The 20,742-nt window shown below is 40.7% G+C and carries 25 protein-coding genes; 6 read left to right on the forward strand and 19 right to left on the reverse strand.

The window, feature by feature from the left end; genetic code table 11:
• Positions 1–50 precede the first annotated feature (50 nt).
• The 11 genes from NKI27_RS11050 to NKI27_RS11100 form a co-directional block, all read right to left on the reverse strand.
• Complete coding sequence (locus NKI27_RS11050) at positions 51–260, reverse strand: hypothetical protein (RefSeq protein WP_265046113.1); 210 nt, start codon at positions 258–260, stop codon at positions 51–53.
• Positions 261–315: 55 nt separating this feature from the next.
• Positions 316–768, reverse strand: coding sequence for an immunity 22 family protein (locus NKI27_RS11055; RefSeq protein WP_265046114.1), 453 nt, complete (start codon positions 766–768; stop codon positions 316–318).
• A gap of 32 nt (positions 769–800) precedes the next feature.
• Positions 801–1,472, reverse strand: a complete 672-nt coding sequence (locus NKI27_RS11060; protein ID WP_265046115.1) for a pseudouridine synthase — start codon at positions 1,470–1,472, stop codon at positions 801–803.
• A gap of 128 nt (positions 1,473–1,600) precedes the next feature.
• Positions 1,601–2,266 carry a PEP-CTERM sorting domain-containing protein gene (locus NKI27_RS11065; protein WP_265046116.1) on the reverse strand — a complete coding sequence of 222 codons (666 nt, stop codon included), beginning with the start codon at positions 2,264–2,266 and terminating at the stop codon, positions 1,601–1,603.
• Positions 2,267–2,440: 174 nt separating this feature from the next.
• Positions 2,441–2,890 carry a hypothetical protein gene (locus NKI27_RS11070; RefSeq protein ID WP_265046117.1) on the reverse strand — a complete coding sequence of 150 codons (450 nt, stop codon included), beginning with the start codon at positions 2,888–2,890 and terminating at the stop codon, positions 2,441–2,443.
• Between the two features lie 53 nt (positions 2,891–2,943).
• Positions 2,944–3,297 carry a DUF1428 domain-containing protein gene (locus tag NKI27_RS11075; RefSeq protein WP_265046118.1) on the reverse strand — a complete coding sequence of 118 codons (354 nt, stop codon included), beginning with the start codon at positions 3,295–3,297 and terminating at the stop codon, positions 2,944–2,946.
• A 31-nt stretch (positions 3,298–3,328) separates the two neighbouring features.
• Positions 3,329–3,568 carry a CDGSH iron-sulfur domain-containing protein gene (locus NKI27_RS11080; protein WP_265046119.1) on the reverse strand — a complete coding sequence of 80 codons (240 nt, stop codon included), beginning with the start codon at positions 3,566–3,568 and terminating at the stop codon, positions 3,329–3,331.
• A gap of 151 nt (positions 3,569–3,719) precedes the next feature.
• Positions 3,720–4,427: a succinate dehydrogenase iron-sulfur subunit gene (locus NKI27_RS11085; RefSeq protein WP_265046120.1), complete on the reverse strand. Its 708-nt coding sequence runs from the start codon at positions 4,425–4,427 to the stop codon at positions 3,720–3,722.
• Between the two features lie 212 nt (positions 4,428–4,639).
• On the reverse strand, positions 4,640–5,131 hold the full coding sequence (locus NKI27_RS11090) for a MarR family winged helix-turn-helix transcriptional regulator (protein ID WP_265046121.1): 492 nt from the start codon (positions 5,129–5,131) through the stop codon (positions 4,640–4,642).
• A gap of 47 nt (positions 5,132–5,178) precedes the next feature.
• The gene (locus NKI27_RS11095; protein ID WP_265046122.1) at positions 5,179–5,667 is read right to left on the reverse strand and encodes a glutathione peroxidase; all 489 of its coding nucleotides are present in this window, start codon (positions 5,665–5,667) and stop codon (positions 5,179–5,181) included.
• Positions 5,668–5,954: 287 nt separating this feature from the next.
• A complete protein-coding gene (locus tag NKI27_RS11100; protein ID WP_320109462.1) occupies positions 5,955–6,641 on the reverse strand; it encodes a substrate-binding periplasmic protein in 687 nt (228 codons plus the stop codon).
• A gap of 23 nt (positions 6,642–6,664) precedes the next feature.
• Here NKI27_RS11100 and NKI27_RS11105 point away from each other — a divergent pair.
• Both NKI27_RS11105 and NKI27_RS11110 read left to right on the forward strand, forming a co-directional pair.
• A protein-coding gene (locus NKI27_RS11105; protein ID WP_265049475.1) for an IS3 family transposase occupies positions 6,665–7,821 on the forward strand; the annotation gives its coding sequence in 2 pieces (ribosomal slippage) (positions 6,665–6,911 and positions 6,911–7,821; 1,158 coding nt in all).
• A gap of 623 nt (positions 7,822–8,444) precedes the next feature.
• Positions 8,445–8,981, forward strand: coding sequence for a hypothetical protein (locus tag NKI27_RS11110; RefSeq protein ID WP_265046123.1), 537 nt, complete (start codon positions 8,445–8,447; stop codon positions 8,979–8,981).
• A gap of 60 nt (positions 8,982–9,041) precedes the next feature.
• Here the strand turns inward: NKI27_RS11110 and NKI27_RS11115 are convergent, their stop codons facing one another.
• A complete protein-coding gene (locus NKI27_RS11115; protein WP_265046124.1) occupies positions 9,042–9,707 on the reverse strand; it encodes a DNA-3-methyladenine glycosylase I in 666 nt (221 codons plus the stop codon).
• Positions 9,708–9,865: 158 nt separating this feature from the next.
• Here NKI27_RS11115 and NKI27_RS11120 point away from each other — a divergent pair, with 158 nt between their 5' ends.
• Together NKI27_RS11120 and NKI27_RS11125 are read left to right on the forward strand one after the other, a co-directional pair.
• The gene (locus NKI27_RS11120) at positions 9,866–11,080 is read left to right on the forward strand and encodes a pyridoxal phosphate-dependent aminotransferase (protein ID WP_265046125.1); all 1,215 of its coding nucleotides are present in this window, start codon (positions 9,866–9,868) and stop codon (positions 11,078–11,080) included.
• 67 nt (positions 11,081–11,147) lie between these two features.
• Positions 11,148–11,594 carry a hypothetical protein gene (locus NKI27_RS11125; RefSeq protein ID WP_265046126.1) on the forward strand — a complete coding sequence of 149 codons (447 nt, stop codon included), beginning with the start codon at positions 11,148–11,150 and terminating at the stop codon, positions 11,592–11,594.
• A 130-nt stretch (positions 11,595–11,724) separates the two neighbouring features.
• Here the strand turns inward: NKI27_RS11125 and NKI27_RS11130 are convergent, their stop codons facing one another.
• From NKI27_RS11130 to NKI27_RS11155, 6 genes are all read right to left on the reverse strand, one after another.
• Positions 11,725–12,642, reverse strand: coding sequence for a class I SAM-dependent methyltransferase (locus NKI27_RS11130; protein ID WP_265046127.1), 918 nt, complete (start codon positions 12,640–12,642; stop codon positions 11,725–11,727).
• Entirely contained in the window at positions 12,635–13,783 is a 1,149-nt protein-coding gene (locus NKI27_RS11135) for an ATP-NAD kinase family protein (protein ID WP_265046128.1), read from the reverse strand. The genes NKI27_RS11130 and NKI27_RS11135 overlap by 8 nt, the downstream gene beginning before the upstream one ends.
• 77 nt (positions 13,784–13,860) lie before the next feature.
• Positions 13,861–14,541 (reverse strand): flagellar brake protein, encoded by a 681-nt coding sequence (locus NKI27_RS11140; RefSeq protein ID WP_265046129.1) that lies wholly within the window; start codon positions 14,539–14,541, stop codon positions 13,861–13,863.
• Positions 14,542–14,572: 31 nt separating this feature from the next.
• Positions 14,573–15,709 carry a 4-phosphoerythronate dehydrogenase PdxB gene (gene pdxB, locus NKI27_RS11145; RefSeq protein WP_265046130.1) on the reverse strand — a complete coding sequence of 379 codons (1,137 nt, stop codon included), beginning with the start codon at positions 15,707–15,709 and terminating at the stop codon, positions 14,573–14,575.
• Between the two features lie 13 nt (positions 15,710–15,722).
• Entirely contained in the window at positions 15,723–17,168 is a 1,446-nt protein-coding gene (locus tag NKI27_RS11150) for a DEAD/DEAH box helicase (RefSeq protein ID WP_265046131.1), read from the reverse strand.
• Positions 17,169–17,296: 128 nt separating this feature from the next.
• Positions 17,297–17,836 (reverse strand): elongation factor P hydroxylase, encoded by a 540-nt coding sequence (locus NKI27_RS11155; protein WP_265046132.1) that lies wholly within the window; start codon positions 17,834–17,836, stop codon positions 17,297–17,299.
• Between the two features lie 286 nt (positions 17,837–18,122).
• On the opposite strand from NKI27_RS11155, the gene dsbD reads away from it, so the two are divergent.
• Entirely contained in the window at positions 18,123–19,982 is a 1,860-nt protein-coding gene (dsbD, locus tag NKI27_RS11160) for a protein-disulfide reductase DsbD (protein ID WP_265046133.1), read from the forward strand.
• A gap of 85 nt (positions 19,983–20,067) precedes the next feature.
• Here the strand turns inward: dsbD and tusA are convergent, their stop codons facing one another.
• Entirely contained in the window at positions 20,068–20,304 is a 237-nt protein-coding gene (tusA, locus tag NKI27_RS11165) for a sulfurtransferase TusA (protein WP_265046134.1), read from the reverse strand.
• A gap of 152 nt (positions 20,305–20,456) precedes the next feature.
• Between tusA and NKI27_RS11170 the strand changes: the two genes are divergently transcribed.
• Entirely contained in the window at positions 20,457–20,741 is a 285-nt protein-coding gene (locus NKI27_RS11170) for an antibiotic biosynthesis monooxygenase family protein (RefSeq protein WP_265046135.1), read from the forward strand.
• The last annotated feature ends 1 nt before the right edge of the window (position 20,742 follow it).

Genomic DNA, 20,742 nt, shown 5'->3' on the forward strand with positions numbered 1-20,742 from the left:
GGGGGATTTACACGATGCCTTTGAACCATCAACAAGGAGAGCGGCTATATTTATTGCTCGTGGATATAAGGGTCTTGTTTTGTGGGATCTAACAGGTGATCCAAGTCATTACGTCGAGTCGCCATCAACGCCACCCACTCAGATACAGATTTGGCCCACTCACTGCTAGGACGAATTTGAGGTGCCGCGAATGATTTCGCGGTCACACCATTAGGGGCAAATACAATCAAAGGCCCTAATTCATATGCTTTTAAACTCATCTAATACCTACATGATAAATATTGGGGTCTATTTTAAGTGTTTAACGAACAAACACTAGTCAACCTCATATAGATTATCCGCTTCGACATCATAATTAAAGGCACCCAAAAACGTAGTGTATTGATCTTTTTCAACACCCGATAATTTAGGGCTAAACTCACAATCAAACAATAAAATGATCCAAGTAATATCGTCAATTTTTTTCTTTTTGGCTTTACTCATCAGCGTTTCGATATACGAAGTTGAAAATGAGCAATGCCCAGCGGCGTTTTTCACTTGGATTGTACCGGTTTCAGCCCCATTGGTTTCCATGTTTTCAACAACAAAATAAGCCAGATTATAGTTATCTGACCACGTATTGGTTGCGCGGGTGTTCTTCTTGCTAAATGTTTCTTCAAAATACTCATCAGGAATATCTGCATAAGGGTGCTGCGATACCCAAACGGATACTTTATTTTTCTTTGAGAAATCATGCCCTTTAGCAACGCTACTTTTCTTTGACTCCACTTGTCACTCCATAAAATAAGATGATATAAAAACTAAAAAGGACTCGGGCAACAAGCATTAACCCTTTCCCCTGATACTGGATGATCAAATTCAATATGGGTGGCATGTAACATTAGCCGATCCGCCATAAAGAAAGCTTCATCTGTCGCATATAAGTCGCACCCCAGTATAGGGTGCCCCAACTCTCTGCTATGAACGCGCAATTGATGTGTTCGCCCTGTTATAGGCTTAAATATAACGCTTGTCGTTTGCGGACGAGCTGACCTTTCAATAACGTGATAATCACTTTGTGCCGATTTCCCCGTAACATAACATACCTTTTGAAGGGGGAAGTTTTCTTTATCTTTTATCATCGGTATATCAATCGAACCCACATCATCTTTAACATGCCCATGTAACACCGCTGTATAAGATTTTATTACGGTACGAGCCTGAAACTGTTTTGTTAAATGGGCATTAGCGACTTTATTTAAGGCAATAATTAGCAAGCCAGAGGTGCCAAAATCTAACCGATGAACCATCGTAGCTGTAGGGTAATCTTTAACTAAACGATAATGAACTGAATCAATATTAGCGGGATGCTTTCCCGAAAGGCTTAACAAACCTGTGGGCTTATTAATAAGCAGAAGATGTTCATCCTCGAAGAGGATTTCAATCGATTCTTTACAAATAGGAACTATAAACGGGTCTGCCTGAGGCTGCATAAGGGTGATCTAATCATAGTGTTTAAAAGCTAAAGACCACTATACTTAAATCGATTGAAGTTTAGAACTAAAAGAGTCGAGACACCAACATACTTATTGGTGTCTCTATTGAGCTTATTTATAGAAACTTAAGCTTTTTTCAATTTACGAGAAGCACTAATACCCGCTACACCAGCAAGCAACAATGCCAAACTACCAGGCTCTGGAACCTGTGAAGCCATCCCTTCAATCTGAATTTCAGAAATTGAATAATACTCAGCAAATGGGTTTACAGTAGTAAAACCAGACAGCGTAACCACATCTGCAGTTAAGCCAGACAACGCTGATCCAGACAAATCAATATACTCATGAGGGTTTGAGTGGCGATTGATTGAAGTACCAAAACCAGAGGTTAAAAAATACTCAGTAATGCCGTTAATAGTGACATTAAGGCCTGTGATGTTTCCAGGAATACCATTTGAAGAACCATTAAAGCTAAACAACGAAAGCGAAGAAAGCGTAGAACTCGTACCTAAAAATAAATCTATTGAAGCATTATCGCCAGTAGAAAATAATTGAGTATTGTCTTTATTTGATCCAATTACGCCATCATTCAAAGTACCAGAACCGTCACTGTAATTAGCAACACTTCCTGCAAGAGGTGAAATAATTCCGTCGTATGAGTGACTCCAGTTTCCATAGCCACTTACATTCGCATTCTGAATATCATAAGAGTCGATTGAGATAGGCGCTGCTAAAGTAGCCGTTGACACTACACTTAAGATACCACCAATAAGAATACTTCTTAATTTCATATTATTTAAATCCATTTCTTAGTTTGTTTATTTTACATTCTTACATTAAACAAGCATAGAGTAGACCACTTAATTAAAAAAGACTTAATAACAGTACCTTAAAAACTTTAAAACAATAAATCGGATACAAAGTGTAAAATATATGGACGCCCGTAAGCATTCTGCAAGCACAAACTACTCACAAGCGCAGACTGCAGATTGCTCGCAAGGAGGTGCGCTTGCTACCTTGCACACGCCTTCCGTCATACCTTCTCCAACACACCAAGCATTACAATCAAACTTATCAGGATGCCCTATGTCACTTTTATGACGGTGAATAACGCCTTTTCCAGGGTTCGACTCAACCAACATACCATCATCAAGGCAAGCTTCTCCAAACATTCTTCCGTTCGGCACACCTTGCTCGTTCGTTCCAACATGACAGCCTGCCACACCAGGGCTAACACCGTCAGTATCTTTCCACCATGTGACGATACCAGGTGTATGATCAGTGGGCTTAAAACTAAACGTACCCTTTGCACCAGACATACCTTTAGCATCACTTGATGGAGATGAATCTGCATAAACCTGAGACGCACCTAATAAAGAAACAAGAGCAACGAATAATACGTGAGTAATTATCATTATTTTATCCTTTGTAATGAGTCCGAATTTTAAAAAAATAAATCGACTAACACTTATTCTTCTAAAATTACGTCGAAACCACCATATATTAAACGCTTACCGTCAAAAGGCATCGGATTCTGATCTGGGTGCATTCTTGGATCTTCCATAATAGCCGCCCACCCTGCATCACGAACCTCTTTAGACGGCCAAACAACCGTTGAAAATACGACCGTTTCATCTTTCGCGCATTTAACCGCCATAGGAAACGAAGTTACGTCTCCGTCAGGCACGTTATCCCCCCATGCCTCTATAATTTTTAAAGCACCATACCCCTTAAAAACAACAGAAGACAACTTAGCATGTTCGATATATTTATCTTTGCTGACAGTAGGCACTGCAGCGACAAAACCATCTATATACGTCATTTAAATCACCCATTAGCCTGATATTTATTGGTTATTTACTTTTATGGCTGCCATCGCACAAGGGTTGTGATTTTGTATGCTTACAACCACAGAAAAATACCTTTTTAGACTCGCTAGCTTCATATTTCACAGGCGTAAATGAAGAGGCTCGATGTGAACCATCACAGAAAGGCTGTTTAGCACTTTTACCACATGCGCACCAAAAATAGGTTTTACCTGCCTCCACTTCGGTTGCATAAGGTGTATTTGAAACTCTGACTGGCTCATCCATTATCGTATCTCTTTTTTATAAGTGAACATGAAACTAGAAACTTAAAAACCACTGAGCTTCATGGTTAAACTTCAGAAACGCTAGGTCTGATATATTAAGTAATAAGCTATAGACTAGGTCAGACTTCTGAAAAGTGACAGTTTGATATTTATTATATAGCGTCACGCATCAATTCGCGCCTTAGCATTCCGATTGCCCCCATGGGATTAAGGCCCTTTGGGCACACCCAAGAACAATTACCAATACTTCGGCAGCGAAACACACTAAATGGATCTTGCAGATTACTTAGGCGTTCAATACGCGCTTGGTCTCGGCTATCAAGAATAAACCGTAATGATTGCAATAATGCAGCTGGCCCCAAATACTGTTGTGGGTTCCACCACCAAGACGGACACTGTGAAGTACAACAACCACAAAGTATGCACTCATACAGACCATCGAGTTTAGCGCGGTCCTCCGGTGACTGTAGTCTTTCTATAGGTGGATTTTGGTCATGAGTGATAAGCCAGGGTTGGACTTTTTTATATTGCTCGAAGAAGAGGGTCTGATCTACCACCAGATCACGAATGACAGGCATGCCCGGCAAAGGCCTTATAACCAGTAGACTGGATTTCACAATAGCTTCCGCAACGGGTTTTATGCAGGCTAGCCAGTTTTTGCCGTTAATATTCATGCCATCAGAACCGCAAACCCCTTCCCTGCAGGAACGCCGGTATGCCAACGTTGGATCTAATTTACGTAGGTATTCTAAGGCGTCCAAAACCATGCGCCCACGAAACGCTTCAGGGAGCGTTACCGATTGCATATAAGGAACATCATCACATTCAGGGTTGTATCGATAGAGCTGTACATCAATCATTGCTTTCACCATTTAACAGGTCGCTTTCTTGCAAACTCTAAACTCTTACCCTTAGTTATATAGTTGATATCCCCCTACTTCACTAGCTCATTTTTTATGCAAAAAATAATTTGATTAGCTTACGCGATTAACCTCTAGCCAACAGACCTCTCCTCACATGCCAATGGGTTGCACAGTATTGACGGCCACCCCCACCGGATGCATGATGGTTGCTACCCCACCATTCCCGGTATTTTCTTAAGTACCACTTTTAATTCTGCATAAATTTCAGCAAATTGGTCGGCATTTAAACCACTATTACACAACATTGTTTCGGGTATTTTACCTGCACGCTTTTTTAACTGAATTCCCGCTTGTGTTAAACCAATTCTTACCACTCGCTCGTCCTCTAAATCTCTTGCTCTCGTGACTAAGCCTTGCGTTTCTAGCCTTTTTAGTAGCGGGGTTAATGTACCATTATCTAATTGAATCTTTTCTGAAATAACGCCTACTTTGAGCCCCTGCTTCGAACGAATCGTTGCTACATCATCAAAATATTCCCACAACACTAGCATTACCAAATATTGTGGGTATGTTAAATTCAGCTCAGTTAATAATGGCCGATAAGCAGACGTCATTTTTCTTGATGCTGTATAGAGTAAAAAGCACAGCTGATTTTCAAGTTTGAGAGCGTCACTCTCTTTAGAACCTATAGGATCATTCATAAACCGTCTACTCAGAGATACCAGGATTAAAATATGCTTTAAGCAACTCAGCTCGCTAACAATTCTTCAATAATAGGCGCTAACTTTGATGGTTCAGTCGTAGGCGGAAAACGCTTAACTACTTGCCCTTCTTTATTAACCAAAAACTTAGTGAAATTCCACTTTACCTTTTCAGAACCTAGCAAGCCTTTGGCAGACTTTTTTAATGTAGCATACAGCGGATGAGTATCAGGTCCATTCACATCGATTTTACCAAACATAGGGAACGTCACACCGTAGTTTAACGAGCAAAACTCACTAATCTCATCGTTAGAACCAGGGTCTTGATGCAAAAACTGATTAGAAGGAAAACCTAAAATCACCAACCCTTTATCGACATAACGCTTGTAGAGTTTTTCGAGTCCTTCAAACTGAGGCGTAAACCCACACTTACTAGCGGTATTCACAATAAGAAGCACCTTACCTTTATATTGCTCTAAATTTGCTTCTTCGCCGTTTATTTTTTTAAGCGGGATTTCATAAATAGTATCACTCATTTGAAACTCTCCAGAAAGTTAGTCTAAAAACGAAAAAGCACTATTGCATATATTTATATTTTGAGCAATTAGATCGTACACAATATAAATATATTAAGGCATTGCCATACTGATGAATGTGTGTGTTTTTTTTAGACAATACGGTTTACAGAAACAAAGGCTAAGAACGTAAAGTGTGTACTTAGGTCAAAATCAGGGCAAACACATAGGCCTGCCACTACGTTAGGGGGAATATATATAATCCAACCTTTGTAGGGGAGGACCTGCGTGTCCGCCCTATTAACTAATTATTTACTGGTGCTCATAACATCTTCATATTTTAGTAACATAGGGAGATATTGTTGACTAATTTTCAGGTCATCAATTGCCTCATTAATTTTTTTGACAACCCGCGGACTAACATTGTTTTTGTTTAGCATCAGCGTAAGCTGACCCGCTTTTAGGAAAGGCATAGGGTGCCTCTCAAGCTTGTCGTAGACACCTTGCTCTCGGAATACATGCGGCGCGGCCAGAGGGTCCATAAGCAGACCGTCGATTCTTTTTCCTGCGAGTTTTTTGGGGTTGGTAGGTCCAGCTAGCCAATCGAGCCTAGTGTTAAAATTAGGGTTATCTAGCATTCGTTTAAATTCTGGGCCATAGTCGACGCTATCCCTTACACCTAATAAGAATTTATATTGGTTTAACTCTTCAAGTGAATTAATCGGATATTTTTCTGATTCTCCCTTTCTAACAAATAAGGCAATATGTTGATAACCGTAAGGCTTACTGAAATAAGCAATTTTTGCTCGCTCAGCATTTGGTTGTATGTCTGACAACACATCAATACCATCCGTTTCCATAAGATAGATCAACCGTTTCCAGGGGTATCGGTGAGCCTCATACGGACAATTAATGGCCTTCGTGATTTTATCCATCACATCAAAGGACACACCTATTGTTGTGTTTGAATTAACAGGACACTTTAATAATGGAATATAATCCTATTATTGAGGTGAATATGACTAAACGAACAAATAAAAGTTATCCAGACGAGTTTAAACAAGAAGCAGTTGCTTTAGTGCTCGAACAAAATTATACCGTTGTAGAGGCTGCCGCATCATTAGGCGTCACTGACAAAATCTTATATAACTGGGTCGCAAAACACAAAAAGCAGGCTTCAGGTGAAATGCTGTCAGTTGATGAACGAGCAGAACTGATTCAGCTTAGAAAAGATAATAAGCGCTTACAAATGGAGCGTGAGATATTAAAAAAGGCCAGCGCCTTCTTTGCGAAAGAAATGAAATAAAATATTCATTTATCAGTAAGCTTGGTACAAAGTACACCATATCAATAGCGTGCCAAGCAATGCAGGTTAGTTCATCCGCTTATTATGCTTGGTTAAAAAAACCAGGTGAATTAATAAACGATGAAACACTGCGCTTGTATCGACGTACTAAAGTTTTGTTTCAAGCAAGTCGAAACAGCTTGGGTAGTCGAGAGCTTGTTAAGGTATTACGCAAAGAAGGCTTTAAAGTAACGCGTTATCGCGTAATTAAATTAATGAAAAAACTGAAGTTAGTTGTGACCCAGCGTATTGCTTATAAAGTCACAACAAAACGAAAACATAGCGATAGTGTTGCAGACAACCTGCTAAACATGAACTTTAACCCTGTTGGGCCAAATCAAGTATGGGCTGGCGATGTAAGTTACTTAAAGACAGGTGAAGGCTGGCTTTATCTAGCCATTGTGATGGATTTATATTCACGCCGTATTGTTGGCTGGCATATATCTAAGCGCATGACGCGTAATCTAGTGGAGAAAGCACTAACAAAAGCACATCACTTGCGAAAACCTCCAAAAGGGGTGGTATTCCACAGTGATCGCGGCTCTCAATACACAAGTAATGGCTTTAGGCGTTTATTGAAAAGGTTAAATTGTCGTGCGAGCATGGGTGATGTTGGAGCGTGCTGGGATAACGCTGTTGTTGAACGTTTTTTCGGTAGTTTAAAACATGATTGGTTGCTTAAAGTGCCGCAACCAACGCGTGAACATATGCAAGAAGACGTAACAAAATACATGAAATATTATAATGTTGATCGACTACATTCAGCTAATGCTGATCAGTCGCCAATTGAGTTTGAGAATTCCTTTAGGAAAGTGTCCGGCTGGAGTTGACCAGAACACCTATATTTTGGCCTGCGTCATTTCTGAAATGATAAGGTGCCCAGTTGTCCCACCCAAACCTAAGTGTTTTATCGCATGCGCCAAAAGATGGTGACGTCAAGCCACCGATTAGAATCATGGCTAAGACAGCCTGACGAACAAACCTAAATGATTGCGTAACGCTTAACAAATCGTTCACCATTTTAAGTTGTATTTTAAAACACAGTATATATAAAAAGAGAAAAAAGGGGCTATGTTTGATACTAACAGCACAGTGGATGACTTAACAGTCGGAAGCCAGTAGTTTCAAAACGTTCAATAATTTCAGAATTCGCTCAACGCCCTCTCATTATAAAATTTCACGCAGGCAAGGCCTTATACGCGTATCTTTTAACCGCTAAATAAATTATGGCAATTAAGAGAATTCTTGTATCATTCAGGTTCTTTAAAAGGGATTTTAAGAAATAGGTACTGCGGTCTTTTAAACTTAAGTTAACAGCAGCCATTAGAACACCTTCTTTTGCTCCGTTAAGTAGTGGGGTTAACGAGCCCATACTGACTATTAGTCACTTTTTTCTTATATATCCTGATTAGTTTTTTAATTTTCCTACTATGTGCTGATAAGGAAGTCATAGATGAATACAACCGTTAAAAATAGCACCCTCATTTTATCATTATCCATGTTCATTATGGGCTGTTCCGAGAGCAGTGACGAATACACGCCAGAAGACACTCTAGACGCTATAGAAGAAAGTAAATTGATCGATGAAGCCAGCACAATGGATCCTTCCGACGTTATTGATACCGATTCGGATGAGACACCTTTAATAACAAGTTGCTTTCAAAGTACAAATGGAGGTAGCTGGGGTGTCAGCAATATGTGCACGGAATCTGTCTATTACAATATTATTCCTGATAAAGATGAGCGAAGATTAGCGTGCGAGATTCAAGGTGAAATGGAAAATCACACGATGACTTACTCAGAATCAAGATGCCCTACAGAAGGAGAAATAGACCGATGTTTGCGAAACGTTTATGAAGACTCTGCCTTGCAATCCTCTTACGCTATCGTAATGTATCCACCTGTAGATGAGCATTACCTAAAAGCTGGCGAGGGGCTTTGTACGTCAAAAGGTCCAGAGTTTGTATACTCTAAACCATCATCTAAGTAATGACATTTTGGGGGGCTGATCTATCGAGAGTATAGTCTCAGACTTTATTGATGCCCCACTCTAATTCAAAGACAGCGCCATAAGTTTACTGATATAAGAAAGAGGCTTTCCTGATGTGTCTTTTAGCTCGTTAAAAAATCGGCTAACCTTCAAAATATCGGCCTTTGAAGTTGGCTTGCTATCAATAACATTCAGCCTCATAAGCATGTGGACCACATCATCGGTTAGCACAAAAGTATCCTTGCCCACCATTCTAAGAAAGGCAGGCGTAGACTGTCCGCCCATTCGTTTGAAACGTTTGGCGATATACGTCCATAATTGGGTGATATCTTGATCCCACTCTGCAAGCAATTGCCCAAAATCAACACCTTCTGCCGTTATATCTTTCATTTCAAGCGCATTGATCGGGATCGTTTGTAGCTTTCCCCAATGACGAATCAGCCCTTTATCTTGCATCGCTCGCTCCATAAAAGCATCATCAATCAGTACCAACTTATTTGGATCAAACCCCCAAAAGACTTTTTCAAAATGCGCCCACTTTGAATTAATGACTGAGTGAGTCATGCCCGCTTGAAATATTCTTCGGGTCATAGCGGATAGGTAAAAGGCATTACTCTTAGCTTTCAGCTGAGCAGCATCTAGCACTGTTGGCATTAAAGACTCAAGCGCCTCTAGCGAGTTAAACTTTCTTAATGCCAAATCAAATATTTGATCAAACGTACTCAAAACGCGCTACCTCACCATTGAACGCTAGTTTTTTACCACCAGACTATAGATTATTGAATTAAAAACTTTTTCAAAAGCATTGCTATTATATACAATAGCTAATATAAGGAACTATCTGTTCTAATGCTACACACCTCATTTTAAGAAAGCCTACATTTATGAAAACAATCAAAAAATCCAGTAAGTTAGACAACGTCTGCTATGAAATCCGTGGTGAGGTGCTTAAAGAAGCAAGAAGGCTTGAAGAAGAAGGCCATCGTATTCTTAAGCTTAACATTGGTAACCCTGCCCCGTTCGGCTTTGATGTGCCTGAAGAGCTTCAAACAGACATCATTCATAATCTAGCGTCCGCTCAAGGTTATTGCGACTCAAAAGGGCTGTTTCCTGCCCGTAAAGCCGTCATGCATTATACCCAACAAAAAGACATTACCGGCGTTGAAATAGAAGATATTTACCTTGGGAACGGCGTTAGTGAATTGATTGTGATGGCGATGCAAGCAATGCTCAATCCTAAGGATGAAGTATTGATCCCTGCTCCCGACTATCCGCTTTGGACTGCGGCCGTTAAGCTAAGTGGCGGTAACGCTGTTCATTATAAGTGTGATGAAGAAAACGATTGGCAGCCGGATATGGATGATATCCGCAGTAAGATCACACCCAATACTAAAGCTATCGTGGTCATCAACCCAAACAACCCTACTGGCTCTGTTTATAGTCTTGAGATACTCAAAGAAATTGTAGAAGTGGCTAGAGAACACAGCTTAATTGTTTTGGCCGATGAGATATATGACAAAATTTTATACGATGACGCCGTACATACATGCCTAGCGTCACTCGCAGATGATATTTTATTCCTGACCTTTAATGGATTATCTAAGGCCTATCGAGCAGCCGGCTATCGATCTGGTTGGATGATTATTAGTGGCGCCAAGCACCAAGCTACTGATTTGATCGAAGGGATTGAAATGCTATCGTCTATGAGACTTTGCGCGAACGTACCTGCACAGTATGCAATTCAAACAGCGCTTGGCGGTTACCAGAGCATTAATGATCTTGTGCAACCCGGTGGTCGGTTACTAGAACAGCGCGATCTAGCCTGGAAATTACTGAATGACATACCCGGTGTATCTTGCACAAAGCCTAAGGGCGCACTTTATATGTTCCCTAAGCTAGACCCTGAACACTTTAATATTAAAAACGATGAGCAACTTGTACTCGATTTGTTAAAACAAGAAAAAATGCTATTCGTACAAGGTAGCGCATTTAACATAGACGATACTCAGCATCTTCGTGTTGTATTTCTTCCAAGAGTCGACGTACTTGAAGATGCTATTGGTCGTTTCGCTCACTTTTTAAAGAAGTATAAGCAATAACATCTACTTCACGTACTCATTTACGGCCTTCTAAAGGCATAAAATCCAGCAACAAGAACATTAAGACATGGCTGATTTACATATAGAAGACTTCTTTAAAGATGCGGCTAAAATATTAAATCAGCTTTACCTTAATTTCCCTAAGAAAAGCAGTGTTTTTGTTGAAGATATCTCGGGTGAAGATACGCCCGATGAATATGGCCTTCATGCCCCACGCCATCAAGCGTGCTTCGGCTGCATGCTTTGGCTCGAAGAAGAAGGTTATTTACGGTTTGAGTCAACGATACGACAGGATGCGATTGACCAAGCAGTGTTGACTCAGAAGTCATTCTCGCTTCTCTCACGCGTGTGCAATGACCCCAAGATTATCGAACTGTCTGAGCGAAGTGGCGCCCAACTGAGTAACACCCCTTCAGACTTACAGACAAACATCAATTTAGTGCGAAAAATCCAGAGAAAAGGAACGTCAACTCAACTTGCTGAAGCCATGCAGCGACTACTGTTTCGAGAGTAAAACGCGCAACAACCTCATCATTTGTAGCCGTGATGCAGCGAAGCGGAATCAAAGAAAGACGCGAAAAGCCAGCGCTAACGCCTAACTCAAGTCGTTCAGCTGCCCACCAAAACTACGAGAGTGGATTATATTAACCCGATACCCTTTTATAATGTAAAACCTTTAACCCTAAATCGTCCTGCACTTCTTTCATCACTACGGGGTTTTCAATCCTTGATAGAAATTCAAAGGAGTCGCTTTCTAGTAGCTGCTTAAACGCTTCAACCGTTACGAACGGATCATTTAAGCAAAATAACACATCGGCATTAGCCGTGGTCATTTCAGCCAAACGGCTCACCATTTTTCGATAGTCTTTGCTAAATGAAAAACTTCCTTTCTGAAAGGATGGCGGATCAACAATGACAAGATCATAAGGGCCGTATCTTTTTATCCGCCCCCAACTCTTTAAAATATTAAGCTTTTGAAAAAGAACCTGACCTATTGGCAAACCATTCAGCTGATGATTTTTTCTACCTACCGATAAAGCGCCAGAGCTCATATCTATATTAACCACTTTTTCGGCCCCACCCGATACCGCAGCCACAGAAAAAGAGCAGGTATAACTAAAGAGATTCAGAACTTTACGATTCTTAGAGTGACGTGAAACCCACTCTCGGCCATTGGCCATATCAGTAAAAAAGCCGAAGTTTTGACTGCCACCTAGATGAAGCTGATACTTTAGATGCTTTTCATTTATGATTTTTTCTAACTCAACAGGCTCACCGTTTGAGTTAAAAACCGGCGCTTGTTTAACGTAACGCGCTTGAAAAAGCACATCCATGCTGACGTGTTGCTTAAGTTCGTCTGATATTTGGTGTGCAAAATCCTGTATCCATTCATCTGATCGCTCACCGAACATAATGACGAGCAATGTACCTGATAAATATTCGACGGTTATATTTTCAAAACCAGACAGACTTTTACCTCGTCCATGAAAAACTCTTCCGCTATCCTGACTACTGTCTAGCGCTAAAACATTACGCTTTACTTGCTCAATTAATTCATTCATCAGTACTGACCTGTCCATTCACATACTCGACAGGGTAAACAATCCGATCATCATAGCCGGTCACAATTTGACGCACCCCCGCTAAACATTGATCAAGTTCATCATCGCCTGTATCAACCACTAGCGGGCGACTATCCATCTCTTTGATTTTATTCTTTGTCGCCACAATGGTGATATTGTTTAAGCCAATCTTTCGAAGATTTCTAGGGCTCAACTGTTGATTACCACGACCAAAAAGATGACCTTGTCCGCCGATGACCGTTACGATAAGCCTACTTGGGTACTGACTTAGCCAATCAAAAAGCTGATGCTCATTAACATCTTTAGCAACAAGGCTGTTATTTAGAAATAAATCAACACCCAATAATGAGCATTCTTCATCACTGAGTGTATTCTTAATATGCATCACGGTACCACCAGAGCCCATGACATAAAGCGTATCATCTTCAATATTTTCAATGATTTCACTCGCTATATCATCAAGCACTAGCGCTTCTATTTCTTTTCCGCCACATTTTACATGCTGTAAATATCGGCCTTCTTGAGGGGTTAGCATCTCACCGTAATGTTTTGACTTTACAACGCCTGACCTAAAAGCATCTTCATCAATATCTCGAACTTCATGCTCTGCAATGGAGACTAATCCACCTTTTATCATATCAATGACTAACTGAGCTGCCGCTTTAGGAGTAACAGCAAAAACACCGGAATGCATTTTAACGCCGGCGGGTATGCCCAATACAGGTTGATTATTATCTACAGCAGAACAAATGTCGCGGGCAGTCCCATCCCCCCCAACAAATAATATAATATCTACGCCAAACGCCATTATTGCTGTCGCTGCATGGCGAGTATCATCAGGTTGAGTGTGAGTTTGATCAGTTGGGGAATATACAACGCGATATCTTAGAGTTGAGTCTTTAAAACAATCAGCTCCCATGGCACCCGCACAGGTAATAAACTCAACCGAATCGCCTACTGTCTCTAAACGACTGATGGCAACGATGGCTCTTTGCAATGACTTTGATTCAAACCCTAACGCTTTTGCTTGCAGATAGATGTTCTCTCCATCACTTCCTTTTAAGCCCGCAGGGCCACCGATACCGGCAACAGGGTTGACAATAAGTCCTATTTTAAACATGAAGATCCTACAAAAAGGGGAAGTAAGAAAAATATAGCGAGCTAATATGCCCTAAACATCAAGTACGGTAAACTGTGTTATACACCCATGTTATTTTCATAAATGAAACCTGCTAAAGACAGTGTATCTTCATCCTTAAGGTCGATGAACTGAACACCAAACGTGCATAAATCAGACTCACCCTTTAGCGGCTCTTTATTACGAATAATGGAGTGAAGTTCTAGTGTGCGCTTAAGGCCACTTACTTCAACATCCAATACCACTACTATCTCATGACCATTAAACCCGAGGGCGTTGCTACATGTAATTGCAGCCCCGGTTTTACTCATATTGGTAATTGAAGCTTCTTTAGGCCAGTCGCCTAAGCCGATATCAAAATCACTTTTTATAATGACAGGAATATTAACATCCACCCGCTCTGAACTTCTAACCTGAAGTGATGCTAACGCAGTAGGGTATTCAAGATGGTAGTATGAATATGGCTGCAAAGAGCGGTACTTAACCCGTGTTTCAAAGGCACAAATCTGCTTTCGAATAAGCATTCTTACTGCAAGCGTTTCGCCTTTTTCGAGCAGTTGCTCTTTGCCATCTTTAAGGGGTGGGGAAATTAAAAGGCTTTTACCGACTAGATAGCCCATCACCTTTACATTCATACGTCGACTAGGCGAAATGGTTTCAATCGTTAAGGGCGAGCCAACCGTGACACCCAGAGCCTCAAACGGTTGAGTATTTTCCTTAGATTTAGCATCTTCAGCCAAAATAATATCTCTTATTATTAAAATTTATAATTCAAGCACTTTTAACGTTGAAACCCAACGCTTTAAACATACTATGCATAGCGGAATCGGTATTTTTAAGAAAAACTTTAATCGTTGAAAATTCTCTACGTGGTCTATATTGCTTTCTTAACTGATCAAATGCCTGCACTCTTTGCTGCTCTGTACCTTGTAGTGTATTCATCAGGTTATAGTGATCATGCCTTACATCATAAACCGTTCTAATAGCCGTATGCATAGACCACGCCTGCTCAGCTTCTGACGTAAAATGCATTCTAGACAAGGGTGGAGAAGGGATAAATTGCGCAACCTGATGCCTTAAAGGTAACCCCAAATGGCGACAAAGGGCTTGATAAATCATCTCGGTGCCTTTTACTTTACCATCAAGACTATACCCTGCAATATGAGGCGTACCGATAGTCACTAGACCCGCCAGTTCAATGTCGACATTTGGCTCTGTCTCCCATACATCGAGAACGGCAGTAAATCTAGGTTGTTTCTTTAATTTTTGCTTTAATGCCTCACCATCAATAACAGCACCTCTGCCGGTATTGATCAACACCTGTTGTTCAGTTAATTTGGCAAGCGTATTTTCATCAAACAAATGATACGTGGGATAATCACCTTCTTTTGTTAACGGTGTGTGCAGCGAAATAATGTCGCATTTTAGAATTTCTTCAAATGAAACCATCTCGGTCTGGTCAACCAAAGGGTCGTTTGCGAGCACTTTAAGCCCTAATCGCTTTAACGTAGAAACAACTCTACTCCCAACATTACCGCACCCAACAACACCAACAGTGATATCCGAAAGATCAATTTGTCTAACTTCAGATAACACAGACAACGTACTGATTACATATTCAACAACTGATGTAGCGTTACACCCAGGTGCACTTGAAAACGTGATGCCCTTGCTCTGCAAATAAGCGGTATCGATATGGTCAGTACCAATGGTGCAAGTTCCTACAAACTTAACATTACTCCCTGCCAGTAACGTTTCATTAACTTGAGTGACGGACCGAACTAATAATATATCGGCCCCCATAACGCACTCATTCGTTAACGCTCGGCCAGGATAGGTTTCAATGTCTCCAACATCACCAAAAAAATTATGAAGGAGAGGAATGTTTTCGTCTGCAACGATCTTCATCAGTCAGTCCACGTTATTGTTTTTTTGTTAGCGTCTCGTCAGGGTACGTGCAATCGAGCTTCATTCCGATAAAACGCTCTAACTCTGGCAATAAAAACGCATCATCTTCACACGCAAAACTAATAGACTTACCTTCCTTACCTGCTCTGCCTGTTCGTCCTATGCGGTGAACATAATCTTCTGGGTCTTCAGGTAGGTTATAATTAAATACATGAGTCACATCATCGACATGAATGCCGCGACCTGCCACATCCGTAGCAACCAATATCTGAATCTCACCACTCTTAAAGCCTTCAAGGGTTTTAATACGCTTATGCTGCGGCACCTCTCCCGACAAAAGCGCACACTTTATACCAAGCTTTCTGATGGTTTCTTGTAACCTTCTTGTTTCATCTCTTCGGTTACCAAAAATAATAGCCCTTTGGACATTATTTTGTTGAATATAGTTACAGATGACCGTCAACTTCTCATCGGTTGAGACCATAAATACAGTTTGTTCAACTCTATCAGTAGTCTGCTGTTCAGCTTCAATTTCTATAAACTTGGCATCTTTAGTCCAGTTATTCACCAAGTTTAATACATCATCATTGAAAGTGGCGCTAAATAACAATGTTTGCCGCTCACCCACGGGTTTATTGTGACTAATGATTCGTTTTACATCAGGAATAAAGCCCATATCTAACATGCGGTCAGCTTCATCTATCACCAGCGTTTCTACTTGATCTAAAAATACATCTTTACTGCCTAAGAAATCGATAAGACGTCCTGGTGTGGCAACGAGGATATCGACAACCTTATCTCTCATATGTGTTCGTTGCTTTTGGTAGTCTATTCCCCCCATAACGGAGTACACCTGCAGGTCGGTGTGAGCAGTAAGAAGATGTGCGTCCTTCTCTATCTGCATCACCAGCTCACGCGTTGGCGCAATAATGAGAGCTCTTGGTTCACTCGCATAGCGGTCTTCTTTTGGGATAGGGTTTAGCAAGAAATTCTGGATAGTGGTTATTAAGAACGCCGCTGTTTTACCGGTGCCTGTTTGAGCCTTCCCAATAAAATCGTTACCTTGTAACGTATAGGGTAACGACTCAGCCTGTATTGGGCTACAGTATTTAAACCCTAAATCTGAGATCGCATGCAAAAGTCGATCATCGAGGCCGAAATCGTGAAACCGTGACTTCCCTTCTTCGGGCTCTACAACAAATTGATCAGCAGTCCAGGTACGCTCTTTTTTTGCAGGCTTAACGCTCTTTTCAGATTTTGCGGTTGAGCTCTGGTTGACGGATACATGCTCTGAGTTGCTTTTCGGCTGAGTATTAGCCTTAGAATTTGACGCTTTTGGGTTACTCGGCGATTGCCGACTAACACTTGATTTTAAGCCTTTTTCACTTTCGTTATTCTGTGGTTTAAGCCCCAATAATTGAAGCAATCGGTAAAAAAGGTCAAATAATTTGTTTAACAATGGGTATTCCTTGATTTTAATAAACTTTCGACCCACTTATAGTGGGTGGTTTTGGTCAATAATTCAACTTTATATTTCTTTATAGCATCGCCGACTAGCGCTGCGTCCTCTCTTTACAATTAACCCGCTTAATGTAATTCAAATGCATCAGGTACTAACTGGTCTCTGGTGCCAAAATGAGTTATTAAAGCATCCGTAAACTGAGCGGCATTGCTAGGCAAGCCATGACTCAAATAACTAAGTGCCTGCAAACGTACATTCTGGGCAAAAAGGTCGGCAGTGGGTGACACCTCACCGCCTAAATTATCTGCACTGAGATTAAATTTTATGCCTGATACCAATGAGAAAATCCACTCTAGCGCCTGCGGTTTAATTTCGACAGTTTCAAACGCTTGTTGCTGCTCAATTGATCTTCCATCTGGCTCATACCAATATCCAAAATCAACTTTCTTGCGTCGTTCTTTACCCGCTATACACCAATGACTAATTTCATGCAGTGCGCTACTAAAATAACCATGCGCGAAAATCACTTGATTGTAAGGGTTATTGACAGTGGCAGGCAGGTAAATAGGTTCATCATCCCCTTTAACTAAAATAGTATTTTCTGACTCTTTGAAGCAGCTATTAAATAGTGCTATAAGGCTTGAAACTTCTGGAAAAACGGGCATTTCTACTGCTTATCTCTTCACTGTATACTGGGTTTTAGGTTCACAACGGCAAGCGTAACTGAGTATATTAATAAATGTTAATCATTATAACTTGATAATCCACTGTTGAAACGGTACAAAACGAACATATTTGATCATGAGGTGCTTAATCTTTATCTAGTACTCGAAAAAACTAACGTTTATTAACCAAGGTCACGTCCCCAAAGGAACTTTGGCATTATATTGACGTCAGACATAGAGCCAATACGTCAAACAACAGTCTCATTATCCAAGCGGTTTAAAATTCATGTATAGATTTATATCTTTATTAACGGTTATTCTACTTTTTTCTTCCGCTAGTTCATATGCATCATTCGGTAGCAGCACATCAGGATTCGCTAACGGTCTGTTTACAGACTCTGAATTTTTACCTGTAGACGACGCTTTTCGCTTTCGTTCACGCGTTGAGGGTAATAACATTATCCTCCTCTGGGATATTGAAGAGGGTTATTACCTTTATAAAGAACGTTTTAAGTTTGAAATTGATGCCTTAGTAGGCACCTTAGGTACCCCTGTCTACTCATTAGTGGGCGAGAAAAAAGACGACCCTTACTTTGGTGAAGTCACTGTCTTTCATAAAGACATTATGGTTCAAATCCCGGTTACCTTGAACAACCTTCAAGAAGCCTCAATTGACGTGAGTTATCAGGGATGTGCAGATGCGGGGCTTTGTTATCCACCGCAGACAAAAACAGCATTATTTATTAAAAACACGAATACCTCGTCATCAGCATTAACCAAACAAGCAGCGAATAATAACCAATCTCTAGCAGCAGACTACGACAGTGCTAACGGTATTTTTAGCTTTATTCAAACTGCCTCGCTACCTGCTATCATTGGAATTTTCTTTCTGCTAGGGCTAGGTCTAACCTTCACGCCCTGCGTGTTCCCTATGATTCCAATTATTTCTAGTATTATTGCGGGTCAAAAGAACCCCACAACATTGAAATCATTTAATCTTTCATTCGCTTATGTATTAGGCATGTCATTAACTTATGCAGCAGCCGGTGTCATTACTGGTCTACTCGGGGCTAGCGCCAATATTCAAGCTTATCTACAAGCACCAGCTGTATTAATCACCTTTTCGATTGTCTTTGTGTTACTTGCGCTCTCAATGTTTGGTTTCTATGAATTACAACTCCCCGAACGATTAAGAGACCGCTTAAATAACAAAAGCCAGAATATTAGAGGTGGCCAATCACTAAGTGTATTTTTTATAGGGGCTCTGTCTGCCCTTATTGTGTCACCCTGTGTTTCAGCCCCTCTTGCAGGCGCGCTGCTCTATATCAGCACAACCGCTGATGCAACCCTAGGAGGACTATCGCTATTTGCCTTAGGCCTTGGTATGGGTGTTCCTCTTATCGCAGTAGGCGTTGGGGGTGGTAAGTTCTTACCCAAGGCAGGTCACTGGATGAATGCCGTAAAAGCCGTGTTTGGTATCATGCTGATTGCGGTCGCGATTTGGCTACTCGAAAGACTATTACCATCAACGGTAACGCTTTTGCTTTGGTCTCTTCTTGTAGGGTTGTCGGGCGCTCAGATGGGAGCTTTTGAAGCCGCTAAATTTGGCTGGGAGCGACTAGGAAAAGGACTAGGATTATTTCTAGTTCTGTATGCTACCACCCTGTTTATTGGCGCTTTAACTGGCGCAAGCGATCCACTTAATCCTTTAGAGAAATTGATAAGTAGCAACGCAGAGCGTTCAACGTCTACTACTTTTGAAACAGCAGCGTTCGAAAGAGTTTATAACTTAGATCAGTTCAATACCCTGACGGAACAATCTATTGCCGTAGGTAAACCCATTCTTTTAGATTTTTATGCTGACTGGTGTATTAGTTGTAAAGTTATGGAGCGAGAAGTGTTTTCAAAGCCGCTACCTGCAGAACTCATGTCAAACTTCACATTAGTTCAAGCGGATGTCACAGAAAACGATGTAGATAACCAGTTATTTTTAGATGAATTTGGACTTTTTGGGCCACCATCAATTCTATTTTTTGACTCTAATGGAAACGAATTAATTAACTTAAGGGTCATGGGCGAGCTAGACGAAGAACAGTTTATAAACAAGCTAAATGACGTACTTAGCCAGCTAAACATTGCAACTTAATTGTATTTAATCGCAGTAAATCGGGCCGACCATTATGTGACGATTACCCGAGCTACCGGCATAAACAAGCGTTGCAGAGACTGCATTAGCCTTTTTGAATTAAATAATAATAAATGGATTCTTTTTCGCCTTGCTCAAGTAACTCATGACCCAAAAATGCACAAAATTTAGGAATATCTCGCTTGGTAGAAGGGTCGGTTGCCAACACCTCTAATATATCACCTGCCGCCAAATCATCTATTTGGGTATGAAGCATCATTACAGGCTCAGGACAATACAACCCTTTTGTGTCTAACCTATGACTCACTTTTATTTCACTCAAAGCAGTTCTTACCTTGTCGTCTAACATTAAATAGTACTAGTATAATAACCATATCCAATAAAACATATACATTATATTGATGCTTCATCAGGCATTTAATTATATGTTTTACATATTTAGCATTAACTAACAAAAAACATGGGGTTCAATTTATGATCAGAGTGATTATCGAGCGGCATATTGCTGAAACCTTAGAAACAACTTATGAGCAGGCGGCTAAAAACACACTGCAACAAGCTGTGTCAGCAGATGGATTCATCTCGGGTGAGTCACTTAGAAACGCAAATGACCCAAACCACCGATTAATTCTCTCAAACTGGAGAAGCGTTCAAGACTGGCATCGCTGGTTTCAGTCTGATGAGCGTAAAGACGTCATGAACGTACTTATGCCTATGCTTGAGACGGATGAAAAAATCACCATACTTGAACAAGCATAAA

This window comes from Alkalimarinus alittae (assembly GCF_026016465.1).
Taxonomy (GTDB): Bacteria; Pseudomonadota; Gammaproteobacteria; order Pseudomonadales; family Oleiphilaceae; genus Alkalimarinus; species Alkalimarinus alittae.